We start from the raw sequence: 16,191 nt of genomic DNA on the forward strand, positions 1-16,191 counted from the left end.
ATTCCATATAAACTGCGCTGATTTTCCGCTTGTGCAGACAATTACTCTGAGCTTTCCTAAAGTGTTTGTTCGGATTTAACAGGATTCAATCCAATCGCGGCAATAATCATTCCAAGAATCGCCAATCCTGCAACAATTGGAAATGCACCTAAATAACTTCCGGTGATATCCTTAATATTACCGGATAGCAGTGTTCCTAGGATGGCACCGGCACCATAGGCGGTAAACACCAGTCCGTAATTCTGCGCATAATGAAGTTTTCCAAAAAATATTCCGGTGGTTGTGGGGGCTATGGCCAGCCATCCGCCCAGGCATAGCCATAATACGCAAAATGCAAATAAATACAGCATTGCGTGGCCTTGTCCAAAAAAGGTCACCAGTAACGATACGCCAAGAATCATGGCAAATGAGATGATGATGGTATGTCTCGGGCCTAGCTTATCGGTAATGGCGCCAAATAGGGGGCGCCCCAAACCGTTAAATACCGCAAACAATGAAACGGCAAGCGCTGCCGTTGCCCCGTCCAGTTTAGCTACTTCGGTGCCGACCGGAGATGCGATGCCGATTGCCATTAATCCAGCCAAACATCCGATCGTGTACGTAGCCCACAGCGCATAGAAACTACGGGTCTTTAACATTTCTTGCCTGCTGAGGTTTAATGATGGCATTAAATCAGTTACAGCAGAAGTTGTTTTTACTCCCGGAGGTGCCCACCCAGTGGGCGGGAAACTCAGTAATTGAGCTAAAAGTATGATCACAACCAGGAAAGCGATTCCTGAGTAAAGAAAGGTATAAAGTATTCCAATATCCGGATGATCAATCATCGTTTTCATAAGCGGCGCGATGACCAATGCCGATACGCCAAAACCCATCACCGTGAAGCCAATCGCCAAGCCGCTTTTTTGCGGGAACCATTTCGCGACCACTGCAATCGGGCAGCCGTAAACGATACCGACCCCGGATCCTGCTATTACACCGTACAAAATGGTCAGGACAGTAATATCCGGAGAAAAACTTGCAGCAATCCATCCTGTCCCAACCAATAAGCCCCCAAACGTAGCCGTCTTTTTGGGACCCCATCGCGCCACTAGATTTCCTGCAAATGGCATCGCAATTGCGAAGACTGCAAGGAATACCATAAAGGGGTAACCGCTTTGGCTCGAAGATATGCCCCACAATGCTTCCAAAGGTTTTCTGAAAACACTGAAGGCATAAATGGACCCAAGACAAACATTGATTAATAATCCAGTCGCAACAAGTATCCATCTGCCTTGTTCCGCTTCCATTCCGAATAGTTTCAAATTCTGCACAGCCATTTCAGTTGTTCTCCATCACCTTGTTATTTCAATCAGCACTGTCTCTTGCCGTGGAGACTCTTCTCATGATCTTACCGTTTCTTGTCTTCTGCCGGGTCTTAATCTGAATGATAGCTGCGATAACTGTAACGGGATAGGCTATGACTGTGCCCACGGGATAGTTATCTGGCTCACCCAAGGGCGATTGGGATTATTCTGCATAAGAATAAGAATAAGAATTCTTGGTTATGAATCTGGCACCTGATTGGGTTCTTTCTTGTATTGGGGCGACAATTTTGTACCTGAGATCTGATGTGTGTAAAGTTGATTGGCAAAATAGTATTTGCCGGAGTTTTATAGTACAAATGTACTGGCTGAGAATGACAGACCAACTATATCCAGCTGGGTTGCTATTGTGATCCAATGAGAATCGGTAATTAGTTGATTTACCGCAGAGATCAGATCCTATACTTTTAGAGGGTCAAGTTTGTACAAAATATTGCCCTCTGAAAGCTTTTTGTCTGTAGAACGGCAATTAAATTACAGATAAATAGATAAAAGTTGTTGACTACGACTATGGTTTGTAGCTGATTGAGTTTTAACGTAATACTGAATATATCCATCAATAACATTTAATATTAATACAAAGGAAATTATCATGAGATATTCTTTTATTGCTGGTTCGAAAGGGAGAGCGATGCTCGCTTTGGCGATGCTATGCGGCGCTTCTCATGCTCTTGCACTTGATACACCGGCGTATTCCGTCACAGGATCGGGTTTTCTCGGTTCCGATAGGCCGGTGACCGCGGGTTTCAAATTCACCGCTGAGGCAGCTAGCAACCTGACCGCACTTGGCTACCACGATGAAGGTCTGGACGGACTCTTCAATGCACACGATGTAGGACTGTATGATCTGTCCGGTACACTGCTCGCCACCGCGACCGTTCCCGATGGCACGGCAGGTGATCTGATCGGAGAGTATCGTTACGTCACGCTTGGCAGCGCTTACACATTAACGGCGGGTACTGAATATGTATTGGCCGCCCATACCACGGCGGGTGACGGGTACCGTTTCGGTACTGTGCCGCCAATCACGCTAACGGTCGATCCATTGATTTCAATCGGCGATAATGCCAGTCTTTATTCCTATGGCCCAACGTTAGCCTTCCCAACCGCTTTCGCTGGTTATGACATCTATGCGACACCTAACATGCTGTTGTCGCCGGTGCCAGAACCGGAAACTTATGCGCTGCTGTTAGTAGGATTGGGATTAATAGGCTTTACATTGCGTAACAAGAAAGCTTAAAAATCAGTTATTTTTATTAAACTTATTCGGTCGAATGAAAAACCCGCCTATATGGCGGGTTTTTCTTGCCTGCTGTTTTTCAATCTATGAAGAGTCGTCCCTGAAAAAATATCCAACCACGATTAAGGGCCGCATTTAATATTCTCATCTTTTTCTTCACTCGTTTCACAGCAATTTCTTGAAATCGATAGGTTCAGATTCGATTGATTTCACTGGTTCTGCGCAATCCCATTCAATCCTCAGTCAAAAACGGATTTTCAATCACCAATCCATCTATCTGCTGGCCGTGCTGCAAGTCTTCCGTGTATAAACGCGTGCAACCGGATTCGAGGGCCGCAGCTACAATCAAAGCATCGTAAAAACTGAAACCGTAGCGCGATTGAAGATCAAGACCGCGCCGGTAAAGTGCCAGGCTGGGCATGACGCGCCATAAGGGCGCCAGAATCTGTTCCAGAAAACGCTGGGCATTTTCTGCGCTCATGGGGAATGGCAGTTTGCGCGTTACAACGTTGAGTGTCTCCTGAACAACTTGATGGCTGATACAGGCGCTACGGGTTTCCAGCGCGCTTCGAATCAGCTGTTCTGCAATATTGCGTTTGTGTTCATCGGTTTCGTCGAAGAGGTAGATGAAGACGTTGGTATCAATAAATTCACCGCTCATTCATTTCGTCTCGCGTGAATTTGCGGCCGCCCGTACGTACTTGTCCACGCAATTCCTCGATCAATGCCATGGCGGATCCGGTTTGTTGCTCTTGCCGCACATAATCCGCCAGCCAGCGGCGGAATTGTTCGTTGAGTGTGGTCTGCTCGGCGCGCGCCCGTTCACGAGCCGCTTCAATCAATTTGTCATCCGCGCTTAGGGTGATATTTTTCATCTGTAGCATTCTTTCCTGAAATAGTGTACACGGCAATAGTGTACACTATTTATGATGCATGGATCAGTGATGGTGCATTTGAGAGGTATTTGACCGAAATTTCGATGGGTAATTTAACGCTTCAAGTGCTAATTCCAAGACCGGAACCCGCTTGCTTACAAGGCGAACTTCCAGCGAATCTGACAGTGCGTTAAGGGGAGCGCCGCCTTGGTAGCTGAAACGTATTGAAATATGGTCGCCTTTGGAAACCGCAATTGGCGTGGAGAGTGGAATGATGATGTATTGGGTATGCCAATCGACGGTGCTGTGTGTCAGCATATTAATGGCAAGTATATTTTTGGTGATGAGCCGTAATGCATTGAGTTGGCCGTCCTCGGCGATGATGATTTCTCCGTCCCAGTGGCAGGTTTGGCTAAATGGTTCAGCATAAGACAACACTTGAAATACGTCAGGATTCCCGAGGCTTTTGCTTCTTTCCTGAATTGCGCGGGGATCTTGAAATAAAATCGTGGGTGCGTAGAAACCTTCAAAATGAAAGTTTTGTTCTATCGGCTGAATGGCTTGAATGCTGGCTTCTGGCACAAAGACAGGCAGGGGGCTGCCAAACTTTTCCCAGTAACGTTTTTTAAAGGAATCGATAACAGGCATTTGCTTTTCGCGTAACAAGCCGGTGTGCAGCATTTCACAGATCACCACATCGACTGGTTCCGGCGGCAAGTAATGCAGCGCATCAGCCTGGATAACTTCGACTTTGCCGCCATTGATGTTTTTAGCAAGAAAGCTGCGCGCCGCACCCACCAGTTCCGGGTTGCGTTCCACACAATAAACCTTCTGCGCTTTTTGCGCGGCAAAAAAGGATTGCACGCCGGTGCCGCCACCCAGTTCCAGAACCTTAGCGCCGGGTTTGACCACCAGATTAATCGCTTCTCTAAAACCTTTCATCCGGATTGTGTCATTCAACATATTGTGATGGTAATGCAGGGGAATGAATTGGCCGAGTTCCAAGCTCTCGAATTTATTTTTCATAGGGATTCCTGAATGTATAGCGCTACGGATTGACTAATGGGTTGCTGTAACTGTTGTTAGCAATGATCATGCCAGTCTGCGGAATGGCATACGCTGGCAGTGCGGGCGCATTTATACTTGGTTTTTTCTGGCGAATAGACGGCAAGGGCGGCAAATATTGCCGAAAAAAATTGGGTTCGTGCCTGCAGCTCGGCATGCAAAAATCGGGACTTCCAGCAATGCACCAATAGCAAGCCAAGATTACTTCAATAACCGATAAGCGCTCATCAGAAATACAGCGTAATATTTCAAAGCATAAAATCCATTTTTTCGTTATCTTATCGCCGGTATAAACAGGATAAATATTGTTATGACAGAACCAACGATTGTCTGCCCGAACTGTAAAACGGAAATCAAACTCACTGAATCATTGGCGGCGCCGCTGATTGAATCGACGCGCAGGCAATTTGAGCAAAGGCTGGCGCAAAAAGACACTGAAATCATTCAGCGCGAGCAGGCCATGCGTGAAAAAGAAAAGCAATTGACGGAAGATAAACGCAAGCTTGACGATCAGGTGGCCAGTCAAGTGGCGGATCAGTTGAAAGCAGAGCGTGCCCGCGTGATTGCGGAAGAATCCAAGAAAGCCAAACTGGCCAGTGCAGCCGAGCTGGAAAACAAAGCGCGTGAACTGGCGGAATTGCAAGAAGTGCTCAAATCCCGCGACGAGAAATTGGCAGAAGCGCAAAAAGCACAAGCCGAACTCATCAAAAAACAGCGCGAACTCGACGATGCCAAGCGTGAACTGGAACTCACCGTAGAAAAGCGGGTGCAGGACGGATTGACCGAGGTGCGTACACTCGCCAAAAAAGAAGCCGAGGATGAACAGAAACTCAAGGTGATGGAAAAGGAACAGACCATCGCCGCGATGCAGAAACAGATCGAAGACCTCAAACGCAGAGCCGAGCAGGGCTCGCAGCAACTGCAAGGGGAAGTGCAGGAACTCGAACTGGAAAACCTGCTGCGCATGAAATTTCCTTTCGATGCGATTGAGCCAGTCCCTAAGGGTGAATTTGGCGGGGATGTGCTGCACCGGGTTGTTAGCACGGGCGGTCAGGCCGGAGGCACCATTTTGTGGGAATTCAAACGCACCAAGAATTGGAGCGATGCCTGGCTGGTAAAACTGCGCGATGATCAACGCACCGCCAAGGCGGAAATTGCCGTGATCGTGAGCCAGATATTGCCGAAAGGTGTGGAAACCTTTGAAATGGTTGAAGGTGTCTGGGTTACCCACCCGCGCGCCGCTTTGCCGGTGGCCATGATTCTGCGCCAATCCTTGCTGGAAATCGCTCTGGCACGCCAATCCTCAGAAGGCCAGCAAACCAAAACCGAAATGGTCTACCAATATCTCACCGGCCCGCGTTTCCGTCAGCGCGTGGAAGCCATCGTTGAAGCGTTCTCCACCATGCAGGAAGACCTGGACAAAGAGCGTAAAGCCATTATGAAGCAATGGGCTAAGCGCGAAGAGCAGATTGAGCGCGTGATGGGGGCTACCGTCGGTATGTATGGGGATCTGCAGGGAATTGCGGGGAAGTCTTTGCAGGAAATTAAAGGGCTTGAGTTTTCTGCCTTAGAAGATATGGGGCCCGAGAAAATGGGCGAATAAGTAGCGGGTGGTTTGTTTTGGAACAATTGGTTCTCCCGGAAAGGAGAACCAATTGTTTTATAACGGACTATTATTTTTTAATCATCTTCTTTTCGATCTTGGGTACTGCTACTTTGATTGCTTCAAGTACGGATTGAGCGGCAATCTTTTGCATCTCCGCTTGTGTTGATCGGCCCAAATGCTTGGATGCTGCTGATGCCAGCGATGCGTTAACAAGATTGATCATCAGCGGACCCCATGGATCAATGGGATGAGGTTTGCCGTTGATAATAATCGCTCCGCCGCCATCAACCGCCACACCGCCGATAATGGTTCCATAAATAGCGCCGAAAGCATCCGGATCTATTTTGGGAATATTGATATCGGATTTTTCATAAACCGCAATGGCTATTCCGGTTGCACCGGCTGGCACATCGATTACATTGTTGTTTGCTGTTCCGGCACCATAGGATATCCATTTGGAAAATGGCTCGGGGGTGGAATTAACCGATGCTGAGGCTTGCAGGGTTTGTGCCTTGGCAGTTGGCACGACGCCGACAACATTGGCCTGACTGGTGAGACTCGGATCACTGGTTACCGTGACAAAAGTATCATCGATGAAATCCCCTTTGATGGCGGAAAATGCATCATCAATAATGACGGTGCGTCCGGGTCCATCCCCGCCTGTGGGGTAGTACCACGCGGTAATCGTTAACGGACTGCTGCCGACTGATTGAGTTAATGTTCCTGCCGGATAGGTTTGCCCTTGCGTTCCATCAGTTACGCTCCAGAATAACATGTGCGCCATACCGGTGGCGCCATTGTAGGTGTATTGAATTTCAGGGACGTATAGTGGCGAAATATTTCCCGGTTCATCGACATCAACTTCACTGGATGGATAAGGCTCGAGCTCTCCATTGGCATTGCGCGGTTGACGATGATGGCCTGCGGGAATAATAACTTTGTAATGTACGCTGACATGGGGCATGATTTTCTCCGTTAAGAAAACAATTTTTTATACAAGTTGTTTGTAATGGATAACATCTCTTGCAAAGCTCAATCACTGCGCATTTTATTCTACGCTTCTAACGGCGAGACTGCATGGGAATTGGTAATGCCGTGTAGAGAACAAATAAACTATCTGCGTTGCCGCTGCGGTGTTAAAAACAGACTAAAAATACTCATTGTCAAGTAATTTATTATTCCGATTCCTTCGGCAATTCTTACCAGCCGCTCATGGTGTTATCTGAGCGGGATTGGGTATTATGCATTCATACGACCAAGTCATGGACTGCCTAGCGTAATTGCCACCGATGGATTCACAAGACTCTTTTTCGTTATTAGAATAAATAAACGATGTTATTAATATCGCAATTAAAAGGAGTGTATACAAAAAAACTTTTATCTTCTCGCTCATGATTTGACCTCATTGAATGGAATGAAAGAGAAATCATAACCTAAATGATCCCAAGGTATATTTGCGCAATCACAATCAGACTCACCGTGATTATCTTTTGCTCTCCACCAAACCGGCTGACCTGTCTGCGCCTGCCGTACTCTCATTTCGAATTGAGGAACAGGCTGACAGATTAGGTAATGCGTTACATTCGACATATCCACACAAGAAAGACCGCTTATATTATGAAATGTAATTTCTTCTTCATAGGCGTGTTCAATACCGCGCAAGATAAAACCTTCCTTAGCAGTGCGCATTTCATCCAGCTGTTCTCTGGATCCGTTCCATTCTTTCCATTCAGCCATTTTTATACTTCCTTAGAGCTTTTAACAGGCCGTTGAAAAACTATATGAGATGCCGCTGCGGTGTTAAAAACAGGCTCAAAATACTCATTTATTAAGCATAAACTGCGCTTTTTCACCTGTTTTGCCTTGCGTCGGCTGCCTCGATAACGTTTTTCAACGGCCTGTTAAACACTTATCCAGACTCCCAAACTCATAATTATCGCATTGTTTCATCATGAAATAATTTCAGTGAATTGTTTCAATATAGCTTGATATAACCACGATCCACCCCATGCAATTACAAGAATCATTAACAAGACTGCTAAACCATAAAATATTCTATTAATCATTTCACTACCTCCTGTAATTCTTTCAATTAAGCTGCTCGGGAAGAGTCCGGACAGTTACTCATTTGATGTGCGCAATATTTATTCCGGTATGGGTTTACATGATGGCTTCTTGTTTTGCGAATTCCGGGGGGATTTCTTCCATCGCCAGCCGTTCAAATTTTTCTTCTTCCGGTTTCTTGAACTGGATGATCAGGCGGTATAGGTTGACTTCGTTGATGGCTATTGTTTCTTGTCTACGTCCAATTCTGTCGATGGTATATCGTTTCGATACGCCATCCTCACGGCGATAAGCATTGATCGATTGACGGCAATTTATATATCCAGGAGTCTTGCATACATTACTGGCAATAAATCGAGTATTTCCATGCTCATCAGTTTCGGCGCGAATTGATAGGGAATTAAAACTGAATACGATAGGTGTGATTACACCATCCGATTGACTGGCCATGACTGGCTTCCTTGCTGCTATGTTCAAATTTCGATTCCTGTTCAGAGAAGCGGTCGGATACTTGAACACCGCAGCAAAACGGCTTGTAACTTTCCCGGTTCGCACCGGTATTGTATTGTTGCTTGCTACCCGGCAATAAACAAACGTTGGATGAAAAAAACCACGATTATCGAGCGCGAGGTTGTTCGCTTGCTGTGGTGTGCTCAGCATCTGCCCGAATTCTGCGCCTAAATTATTTTGTTTGTCAAACTATCAACAATTCAGGATTTTCTAGCGAAAAAAATTATGATTCTGTCGGGATTGCAGAACAGTTTAGTTTTATGCGGAAAAAGCTAGCATGATTATCCTGGAGTAAGTCCAGCTAGTTTTTCAACGGCTTGTTAAACAAACCCATATCCAAAGCATCGCATGAAGTGCTGCTCATACTCTCACTACGTTCGGTATCGTACGGATTAATCTCCATTTTCCCAGATATGCTAGTATTAAATGACTTGGAAAAATAGAAATCTTCTGTGATCATTCCTTCGATTGATTTTTGTGGAGTTAATCAATATGAAAAATATTACTTTATTTGCAAGTATATTAGTTATGGTTGTTTTTTCTTTAAGTGCTGTGGCAGGAGATAATCGATTAATTGATGCAATTCAGCATACAAAAAGGGCCGTTACCGCGGTAGATGGCATGGATGTCGCCAAACATGCAGAGATGGCGAAAAACCATGCGAACGCTGCGAAAGCTGATAAACATAACAAATACGATAATAAAAAGATGGATGATGGCATTAAATGCTTAGATGGCGCTATTAGAGAAGGTATGGATGGTAATGCTGAAGCTGCCAGGAAAGCCGCGAATGATGCTTTAAAACATTTTACTGAGGTTACAAATTAATTTTTGTTAGCTTTTATACTATAAAGTGGTTTAAAAGGATTCGCCGTTTTTAATAGTGCTTTCAGTTCCTGCAACGCTGCAATAAGTTATGGATTGGTTGTACCTAACAGGCCGTTGAAAAACGTTTTCGAGGCAGCCGATGCAAGGCAAAAACAGGCGAAAAAGCGCAATTTATGCTTAATAAATGAGCATTTTGAGTCTGTTTTTAACACCGCAGCGGCAACGCAGATAGTTTTTCAACGGCCTGCTAAAGAGTTTTAGACAAATTTATTACAAATAGACCCTATAATCTGCTTTTTTAAAGCATTCGCTATAATTTCATGGATTTATACTTATTGCATCTTGCTTTGTTATTTGAAAGGCAGAACAAACTTTTAATTAAGTTGTCTCTATAATTAGAGGTGAATCCAATGAAATCAGATAAACAAGTAGGTGGAATGTGCTATTCATTGTTTAATCATTTGCAATGTATTGCTGATTTGCATATTCCAGAGATTGATTATGAAACTGCTATGCAGATTCCTGAGAATTCTTTTCAATTCCATACCGTTGCTTTTTTCCATAACTTGCGCTTAGCTGCTCTTGAGAACAATTTCGCCAATCTTTTGACGTGTTGTTATTATGAATCCGAAGATTTTGAACAGTTTCAACGTTTAACGCCTTTCTTGTGCTCTACAAGTCATTTATTGTGTAGCCATACCTTGCAACCATATCATCAGGTAGAGGAGGATAAAGTTCTTGATTTTTTCATGCGCTTTGCTGCCAATTTCTCTAAGGAGAATGACTTGGGTCAATTCATTCAATTTAAAATTATCCCTTTCATGCACAGTTTTCAAATACACAAGGAAGAGATAACCCATCTGTTTCCGCAGCAACAGCGAGCAACGAGCCAATTACTGCATTAACTTAAAACCTTCTCACTTACCAGGGCCGCGCCGCCGACCGGCGCGAAGGGTATGACTCCAAAAACTTCCTGACATTCAGACTACGCCAGAACGTTAACTGCAAAGCCTATATCCTCTAAAGCTGAAATCACGCTATCCAATGATTTATACACTTTCGGTTCTTTGTTTCTTGCGTCAACAAGTGCGCCCGCTGCCTTTCGTTCACCAAGTATTAGTACCCATCCATCTTTTAATGGTGATCTTTCTATCCGGTATTTGTTCAAATAACCTAATTCAAAATCTCTTTTCGCTTGTTTTAATGTAATCAAGATATTCCCTTAAGTATTAACAATAACGAATATTGTAACAACATAATTCAGTAATGTTAATACATATAGGCCTTTCTCTTAATCCTACCGAACGCTCAAGGGTCGCGCCGCCGAACGGCGCGAAGGGTATGGCCCCGAATTCGAAAGGGGGTATGCTGCCCGATCCCTAACGCGGCTTATCTTTATCCTGAATTCACCTCAATGCTAAACAGATTTTGATTTTGTGAAGCATAATCTGTGCGGAGTGTATGCGCCTAAATAATCTACAAGCGATTATATCCCGCAGCATGTCTTGTATTTTTTCCCGCTTCCGCAAGAGCAAACTGCGTTCCGGTCTCGGCCTTTCCTGATTGGTGGGTGAATGACTGGAGTGTTGGTTAATACGATCTTTGCTTGTCGCATAAAAAGATCTGGTGATTTGTGCGAATACAATTTTTTTAAGTAAAAATTGTCGATTGCTGTTGCTGCAATGCCAGTAACAGGTTCTAAAGTGCTCCAAGTTGCTGTAATAGCAAAACGGAGAATTTTGACAGGCCATCTTTCGACCAGACTCGGATTTTTTATGGTTTCGATATAGCGCGCAATGGTTTCAGTCGCTTCTTCGGTTGGAGAACCTTTATCGAGCCAGATTCGTAGGTCTGCCGCATGTTCTGAGCTTCGTAGATCAAAAATCTGCGCTGCAGATAACTGCTTTGATGAGAAAGCCAAGCCGATATCAGGGACACCATTTATCTTCTGAAGATCAGCAAACGCTTTTCTTCCTTGTGGTGAAAACCCAATTCTCTGTCCTTTCGCATTCAAAACACTTAGTGTGGAATTGTCACCAGTAAGCGCCGTTGCTTGAGTGTGCCCCCCAATACTTAATAGCAAATTCTCAAATACCACACGGTTAAGGGCTTCAATTTCAGGTATGACCTTCTTGGGCGTAACGTGTGGGTTGAAGATAGTGAAAGAATTTGGATTGCTTTTTCCAATATTACCTATTAAGCAGTCGGCATTTTTAAGTGAAAGAATATTTTGTAGATATGAACTATTTCTAATATCGCTAAAGGCTTCTTCCTTAACACCTTTGAAGATCGTTTCCATGGGCAAGACTATCGTGTTATCTAGAAGTAAATTCTTGATTACCGTTTTTCGTTTTGTTGTTGAGGGTGGGTTTGTTGCAATTAGAGCATTTTCTATTGCTTGATCTAGATGCTCGAAGTGATTTGTAGCCATGTTTGGGAAAGAATTCTTTTGCATCTCAGGGTTGTCAAAAACCTGGTAAAACCCAATTCCACCGGCTCCTAGATACCCGAACCACATATCGTAACGGGCTAATACAATTATTTTGTTGCGAATCAACTCGTCAAAGATGTTATCACCTAGCATTATTCTAAGTACAGCTAGTATTTGCATATTTCCTGTCGGAATAATTATTTGGTCGTACAATAATAAGTATTCCGCAAGTCGCGCCCAATAATCGGGTGTGGAAATCATCATGTCGGATGGCAAATGTTGATCTGCGGCCATCGGCCAGATTCCCAAATCAGTTGCTAGTAGTCTGCGCATAAGGTTTTTCAGTTTCTATTTCAGAAAATAGATTTTAGCAGGGAATGCTAGCTATTTGATATAAAAAGAAAAAATTTAAATAGAAATTAAATAAAACTTCTCTGCAGAATCATACTAACCCGGCTCTCAAGTACTAACTGGCGCCTATAAAAAGCGGCTTTAACTTCAAGACTATCAAACTCTTCATTAAGTCTTTTTAATTCTCGCTTCAGCAACTCAATTTCATGCTCTAAGCTCCAAACCTTTTGACATTTCCAGAATAACGCTCTGATTTCATGCGGTGGAAAACCGTTTTTCCACTCAGGAACATAAAACAAATTACCTTTAAAACGATATCCTTTCCATTCATCACCCAGTAAAGCGCTCGCATCGCCATTATGTATAAAAGCGAAGCAAGTTATTGTTTTTTCTGGGTGGGGAGAGTTGTGCTTTGTTTGGGTTAAGTGTCCCATTAGTGCCCCGCAAATAAAAATAAAGTAAAAATATTTCTTCGAGGTATTGAGGCTAACTTATTGATTGGGCGGGGCCGGAATCGCATAACATCCCGAAATCCAATATTCATGCATGTTATGAATTTGTGTTTTTGTAAAGTACCGTCAAAGATACCGTCAAATTCTTACTCTAGCAGGAATATCTGTTCAATCTACCAAGTTAATCAGCAATAAAAACGCGTGTAATCTCAACTGATTCACAAAACAATTAACAGTGTGCAATTCTTCATAATGCTCCATAAGCCAGCTAAGGCTCATGGATGGTATAGATTAACATTCCGCCAAAACAAATCTCAATCTAATATACGTTCTATCGCTTCCATACTCATGCCAAAAAATAAGCAATTTACTTATATTATTATTAATCAATAAGGTCTAGAATTTCAAAAGTAGGGTTTCTTTATTTCTATATGTTCTTGGGTGGCAGCTTGTCGACTTTTTATAATCCTTAGTAGGAGATAAATATGAAAAAATTAATCGGAATTATGGCATTTCTCGCACTTATTATGCCAATACACTCTATGGCGACGGTAGTAAACGTTGATGCAAAACTGAATTCCACGAGCGGTGGGAGCGGTGCAAGCGTATCTGTTTTATCAGGTAATTCTTTTTCAGTATCCGTTGATCCCCTTGACTTATGGAGTGCAGGGGCTATTCCTCGCTGGTCAAATGCGAATGGTATAGATGGCCCTGATTTGCTTGCTACCGGCTTGCCAGATACTAATGGCGACGATCCAGGTGTTTCTGCAGGCACAGTCATCGGTTCGGATATTTTTGGTAACTGGACTCAAGGTGGCCTGAATGCACCGTTTGGTTCTCTTGTCGGCTCTTTTGATAATGGTATAAGTTTTTTTAGTATCGGTACTAATTTTGCTGGAATTGCTGCCAGCAATACTTTGAACCTTTACTACTTCGATCAAAATAATGGGGATAATATAGGTAGCATTCTCGCTAATGTGTCTCTTGTGCCAGAACCTGAAACTTACGCTATGTTACTCGCTGGATTAGGCTTGCTTGGTTTTATGGCGCGTCGCAGGAAAGAATCAGCAGTTTAAATTAGACTTAGATTTAATCCAGAACGGGGGCTTAGGCTCCCGTTTCTGTTTCTTGAGCATCTTCGTTGAACTCGTGGAAACCACTTTTATTTTTTAATAATCCGACAAAACTTTTTTTGTAGATGTTTATGAAAGAAGATTCTAAGCGCGGTACTGTCAATTGAAAATTGTAAAGAATTGAAGGGTGTTCCCAGTGCCATCTAAAAGCCACTCTAATTCATTCAAAGTGTTAACCGACCGGTTAACTTTCTGAAGTTTAGTTGTTTAGCTGTTTAGTTAACGTTTTCTATTGTTGAGCTAATATATGCAATGAAAAAATTTTAGGACTTAAATTTTTCGCTACACTAGAATTTTTACGGGGCATTCATTACCCGCATCAATAAAAGCTCTGGAAAGTACCTGCCTTTTTGTACAAATTCCTACGATCAATTTCAGATTTTATTTGCTTGACTTTTAAAATCATCCACAGTTTTAACAAGATAAAGAAGTTACTTTGCGCAACTTCATATCAATATGACAAATTACCAATAACCATATGATAAATATCACCTAATGAAAGTGTTAACTAATTAATCAATCTAAGTAAAATCCTTAGATTTATATGAATTAATTATTCAAATAAAACTGTTATACACAAAGTTATCCACAGAAATTGTGGATAATAGAAAAAACCTTATGTTAAATAGAGTGATAGATGAACTATTCATAAACTGGCAGTGCATTTTTAGAAAACCAATCAATCATTCCAATAGCTTTTCTATACCTCCATTGACTATTTCCACGATTGCCATAACTTGATAAATTTTGTTTTTTTTCAATTATCTAACGTTTCATGATGGATTCCTCTAAGTAGACTGCAAACGAAACGCTATACACAGGATAGTGTTTGATGTTTTTCAAGGTTGAAACGCTATATAGTGTTTATCTCTTTTCCCTTGCCTTTGGAAGTCATGATCTGCACGAATGATTTTCCGGTATAGCTTGCAGGCTGGTGTTTTTGATCAATCCCCAATAATTGCGCATAGGGTAGCGGATCATTGTGGATAGCATCACGCACACATGGCCAGATCATGGATTGCATCGCCGGATCAATTGCCAATCTAGCCAAAACCTGTCTTTCCAGTGATTCCTTGGCTTTGCTGGTGAGTCGTTTAATCTCGTTTCTGCTTAGGCCGTAATGCCGGGCAACTTCTGCATGAAACAGATTGTTTAAACGCTTTAGATTACCTTTGCCGCCCATGATCTTGTTGCCCTGCATTTTGTTATCCACTAATGGCAAAGTTAATGCGTGAGCATGGGGCGCGCTTTCATCCAGATGCATGTAGCCACTTCAATTGTATTTCGTCGGCATAAGTTGGACAAAATAGCCTGATTGCCTATGAGATAGTTTTGATTCATCGTTACCCTAACCAAGGAGGGAACGATTATGACAAAGAAATTTTACGCTGGTTTGTTAATTGACCTGTCGATAAAGCTCCGGACCGTTACTCGCCCTCCCAGCTTCTAGCCTCGATCAAAGATCCAAAACCACTTTCAATAAACTAAACCTCTATAAGTTGTGTAAATACCTGTTAAACAAATTACCATAAATGCTAAGTTAACAAATGTATCTCTGGATATTAATTGCACTACCTTATCACCTAAGAACGCTCCGAGTAACGCGAAAGGTAAAGATACTAATCCAAAAATCAAACCTGTTAGAACCGGTACATCGCTTAAACAATACATTAGAAACGAAACCCCAGTCATAAACATAAAGAAGACAACAAGATTTTTACGGATCATATTTTTGTTTTCGTAGGTTGAAGCAATCAGCAGTGCGACCGGAGGACCACTCATTGCAATACTTGTTTGCAATAAGCCAGCGAGCCAACCAATCAAGACTGCTGTAATCTTGTTGGGGGATAATTCAATATTCTTAGAAAAGACTAGCGCGGCAAATAAAATTGAAATACTGCCTGCGACGATTTGAAGATGGCTCGTTGAAGTGATTTGCAATAAATAAATCCCGATGGGCATACCACACAGGCTACTAAATAACATTAAGTTAATCTTCGGCATGTCTGCTGGTTGGTCTATCCTTTTAATCAGGAATCCATTAAGAAAAATACTTAAAAACGGCAAAGCCACCATTACGGTAACTTTGTCTAAAAATAAAAGACTTAAGGGCACTGCAAATAGAGCTACGCCAAAACCGGTAATGCCGTGAAAAAAACACGAGAATAATATGATAAGAGAAAATAAAAACATATCCATGGAAAATTTCCTTTAGGCTATTTAAAGCAAATCGTCAGCCAATTAAGGATGATTTTGATGGGTATGCTTAATTTAA

Annotated in this window: 17 protein-coding genes; 5 read left to right on the plus strand and 12 right to left on the minus strand. The window is 42.8% G+C overall.

Translation table 11 applies throughout. The features are described 5' to 3' along the window. Nucleotides 1-56: 56 nt before the first annotated feature. Nucleotides 57-1,316, minus strand: a complete 1,260-nt coding sequence (locus NIT79A3_RS04805) for an OFA family MFS transporter (protein ID WP_013965125.1) — start codon at nucleotides 1,314-1,316, stop codon at nucleotides 57-59. A gap of 637 nt (nucleotides 1,317-1,953) precedes the next feature. On the opposite strand from NIT79A3_RS04805, the gene NIT79A3_RS19310 reads away from it, so the two are divergent. Further along, a complete protein-coding gene (locus NIT79A3_RS19310; RefSeq protein WP_013965126.1) occupies nucleotides 1,954-2,601 on the plus strand; it encodes a DUF4082 domain-containing protein in 648 nt (215 codons plus the stop codon). A 232-nt stretch (nucleotides 2,602-2,833) separates the two neighbouring features. On the opposite strand, the gene NIT79A3_RS04815 is transcribed toward NIT79A3_RS19310, so the two are convergent. The 3 genes from NIT79A3_RS04815 to NIT79A3_RS04825 form a co-directional block, all read right to left on the minus strand. Continuing rightward, nucleotides 2,834-3,262 carry a PIN domain-containing protein gene (locus NIT79A3_RS04815; protein ID WP_013965127.1) on the minus strand — a complete coding sequence of 143 codons (429 nt, stop codon included), beginning with the start codon at nucleotides 3,260-3,262 and terminating at the stop codon, nucleotides 2,834-2,836. Next, complete coding sequence (locus tag NIT79A3_RS04820; protein ID WP_041360148.1) at nucleotides 3,252-3,476, minus strand: hypothetical protein; 225 nt, start codon at nucleotides 3,474-3,476, stop codon at nucleotides 3,252-3,254. Before NIT79A3_RS04820 ends, NIT79A3_RS04815 begins: the two co-directional genes overlap by 11 nt. A gap of 63 nt (nucleotides 3,477-3,539) precedes the next feature. Further along, a complete protein-coding gene (locus NIT79A3_RS04825; RefSeq protein ID WP_013965129.1) occupies nucleotides 3,540-4,502 on the minus strand; it encodes a methyltransferase domain-containing protein in 963 nt (320 codons plus the stop codon). A 349-nt stretch (nucleotides 4,503-4,851) separates the two neighbouring features. On the opposite strand from NIT79A3_RS04825, the gene NIT79A3_RS04830 reads away from it, so the two are divergent. Beyond that, nucleotides 4,852-6,144, plus strand: coding sequence for a DUF2130 domain-containing protein (locus NIT79A3_RS04830; RefSeq protein ID WP_013965130.1), 1,293 nt, complete (start codon nucleotides 4,852-4,854; stop codon nucleotides 6,142-6,144). 70 nt (nucleotides 6,145-6,214) lie between these two features. Here NIT79A3_RS04830 and NIT79A3_RS04835 read toward each other — a convergent pair whose 3' ends face one another. From NIT79A3_RS04835 to NIT79A3_RS17705, 3 genes are all read right to left on the minus strand, one after another. Then, nucleotides 6,215-7,111, minus strand: a complete 897-nt coding sequence (locus NIT79A3_RS04835) for a hypothetical protein (protein ID WP_013965131.1) — start codon at nucleotides 7,109-7,111, stop codon at nucleotides 6,215-6,217. A gap of 425 nt (nucleotides 7,112-7,536) precedes the next feature. Continuing rightward, on the minus strand, nucleotides 7,537-7,884 hold the full coding sequence (locus NIT79A3_RS04845; protein WP_013965133.1) for a hypothetical protein: 348 nt from the start codon (nucleotides 7,882-7,884) through the stop codon (nucleotides 7,537-7,539). Between the two features lie 423 nt (nucleotides 7,885-8,307). Continuing rightward, the gene (locus tag NIT79A3_RS17705) at nucleotides 8,308-8,871 is read right to left on the minus strand and encodes a BRO family protein (protein WP_049785335.1); all 564 of its coding nucleotides are present in this window, start codon (nucleotides 8,869-8,871) and stop codon (nucleotides 8,308-8,310) included. Nucleotides 8,872-9,213: 342 nt separating this feature from the next. Between NIT79A3_RS17705 and smbP the strand changes: the two genes are divergently transcribed. Together smbP and NIT79A3_RS04860 are read left to right on the plus strand one after the other, a co-directional pair. Further along, nucleotides 9,214-9,549, plus strand: a complete 336-nt coding sequence (smbP, locus tag NIT79A3_RS04855; RefSeq protein WP_013965136.1) for a small metal-binding protein SmbP — start codon at nucleotides 9,214-9,216, stop codon at nucleotides 9,547-9,549. A gap of 410 nt (nucleotides 9,550-9,959) precedes the next feature. Continuing rightward, complete coding sequence (locus tag NIT79A3_RS04860) at nucleotides 9,960-10,454, plus strand: hypothetical protein (RefSeq protein ID WP_013965137.1); 495 nt, start codon at nucleotides 9,960-9,962, stop codon at nucleotides 10,452-10,454. A gap of 80 nt (nucleotides 10,455-10,534) precedes the next feature. On the opposite strand, the gene NIT79A3_RS04865 is transcribed toward NIT79A3_RS04860, so the two are convergent. The 3 genes from NIT79A3_RS04865 to NIT79A3_RS04875 all read right to left on the minus strand — a co-directional run bounded on the left by NIT79A3_RS04865 (nucleotide 10,535) and on the right by NIT79A3_RS04875 (nucleotide 12,765). Next, nucleotides 10,535-10,762, minus strand: coding sequence for a hypothetical protein (locus NIT79A3_RS04865; protein WP_013965138.1), 228 nt, complete (start codon nucleotides 10,760-10,762; stop codon nucleotides 10,535-10,537). Between the two features lie 273 nt (nucleotides 10,763-11,035). Continuing rightward, entirely contained in the window at nucleotides 11,036-12,274 is a 1,239-nt protein-coding gene (locus NIT79A3_RS04870; RefSeq protein WP_198009389.1) for an SEC-C metal-binding domain-containing protein, read from the minus strand. Nucleotides 12,275-12,399: 125 nt separating this feature from the next. After that, a complete protein-coding gene (locus NIT79A3_RS04875) occupies nucleotides 12,400-12,765 on the minus strand; it encodes a hypothetical protein (protein ID WP_013965140.1) in 366 nt (121 codons plus the stop codon). A gap of 503 nt (nucleotides 12,766-13,268) precedes the next feature. Between NIT79A3_RS04875 and NIT79A3_RS19315 the strand changes: the two genes are divergently transcribed. Beyond that, the gene (locus NIT79A3_RS19315) at nucleotides 13,269-13,859 is read left to right on the plus strand and encodes an FxDxF family PEP-CTERM protein (RefSeq protein ID WP_013965141.1); all 591 of its coding nucleotides are present in this window, start codon (nucleotides 13,269-13,271) and stop codon (nucleotides 13,857-13,859) included. Between the two features lie 910 nt (nucleotides 13,860-14,769). Here the strand turns inward: NIT79A3_RS19315 and NIT79A3_RS04890 are convergent. After that, nucleotides 14,770-15,180 (minus strand): plasmid recombination protein, encoded by a 411-nt coding sequence (locus NIT79A3_RS04890; RefSeq protein WP_041360152.1) that lies wholly within the window; start codon nucleotides 15,178-15,180, stop codon nucleotides 14,770-14,772. 212 nt (nucleotides 15,181-15,392) lie between these two features. Beyond that, nucleotides 15,393-16,115, minus strand: a complete 723-nt coding sequence (locus tag NIT79A3_RS04895; protein WP_013965142.1) for a sulfite exporter TauE/SafE family protein — start codon at nucleotides 16,113-16,115, stop codon at nucleotides 15,393-15,395. Nucleotides 16,116-16,191: the final 76 nt, after the last annotated feature.

Origin of the sequence: Nitrosomonas sp. Is79A3 (assembly GCF_000219585.1) — a bacterium.
In the GTDB taxonomy this organism is placed as follows: Bacteria; Pseudomonadota; Gammaproteobacteria; order Burkholderiales; family Nitrosomonadaceae; genus Nitrosomonas.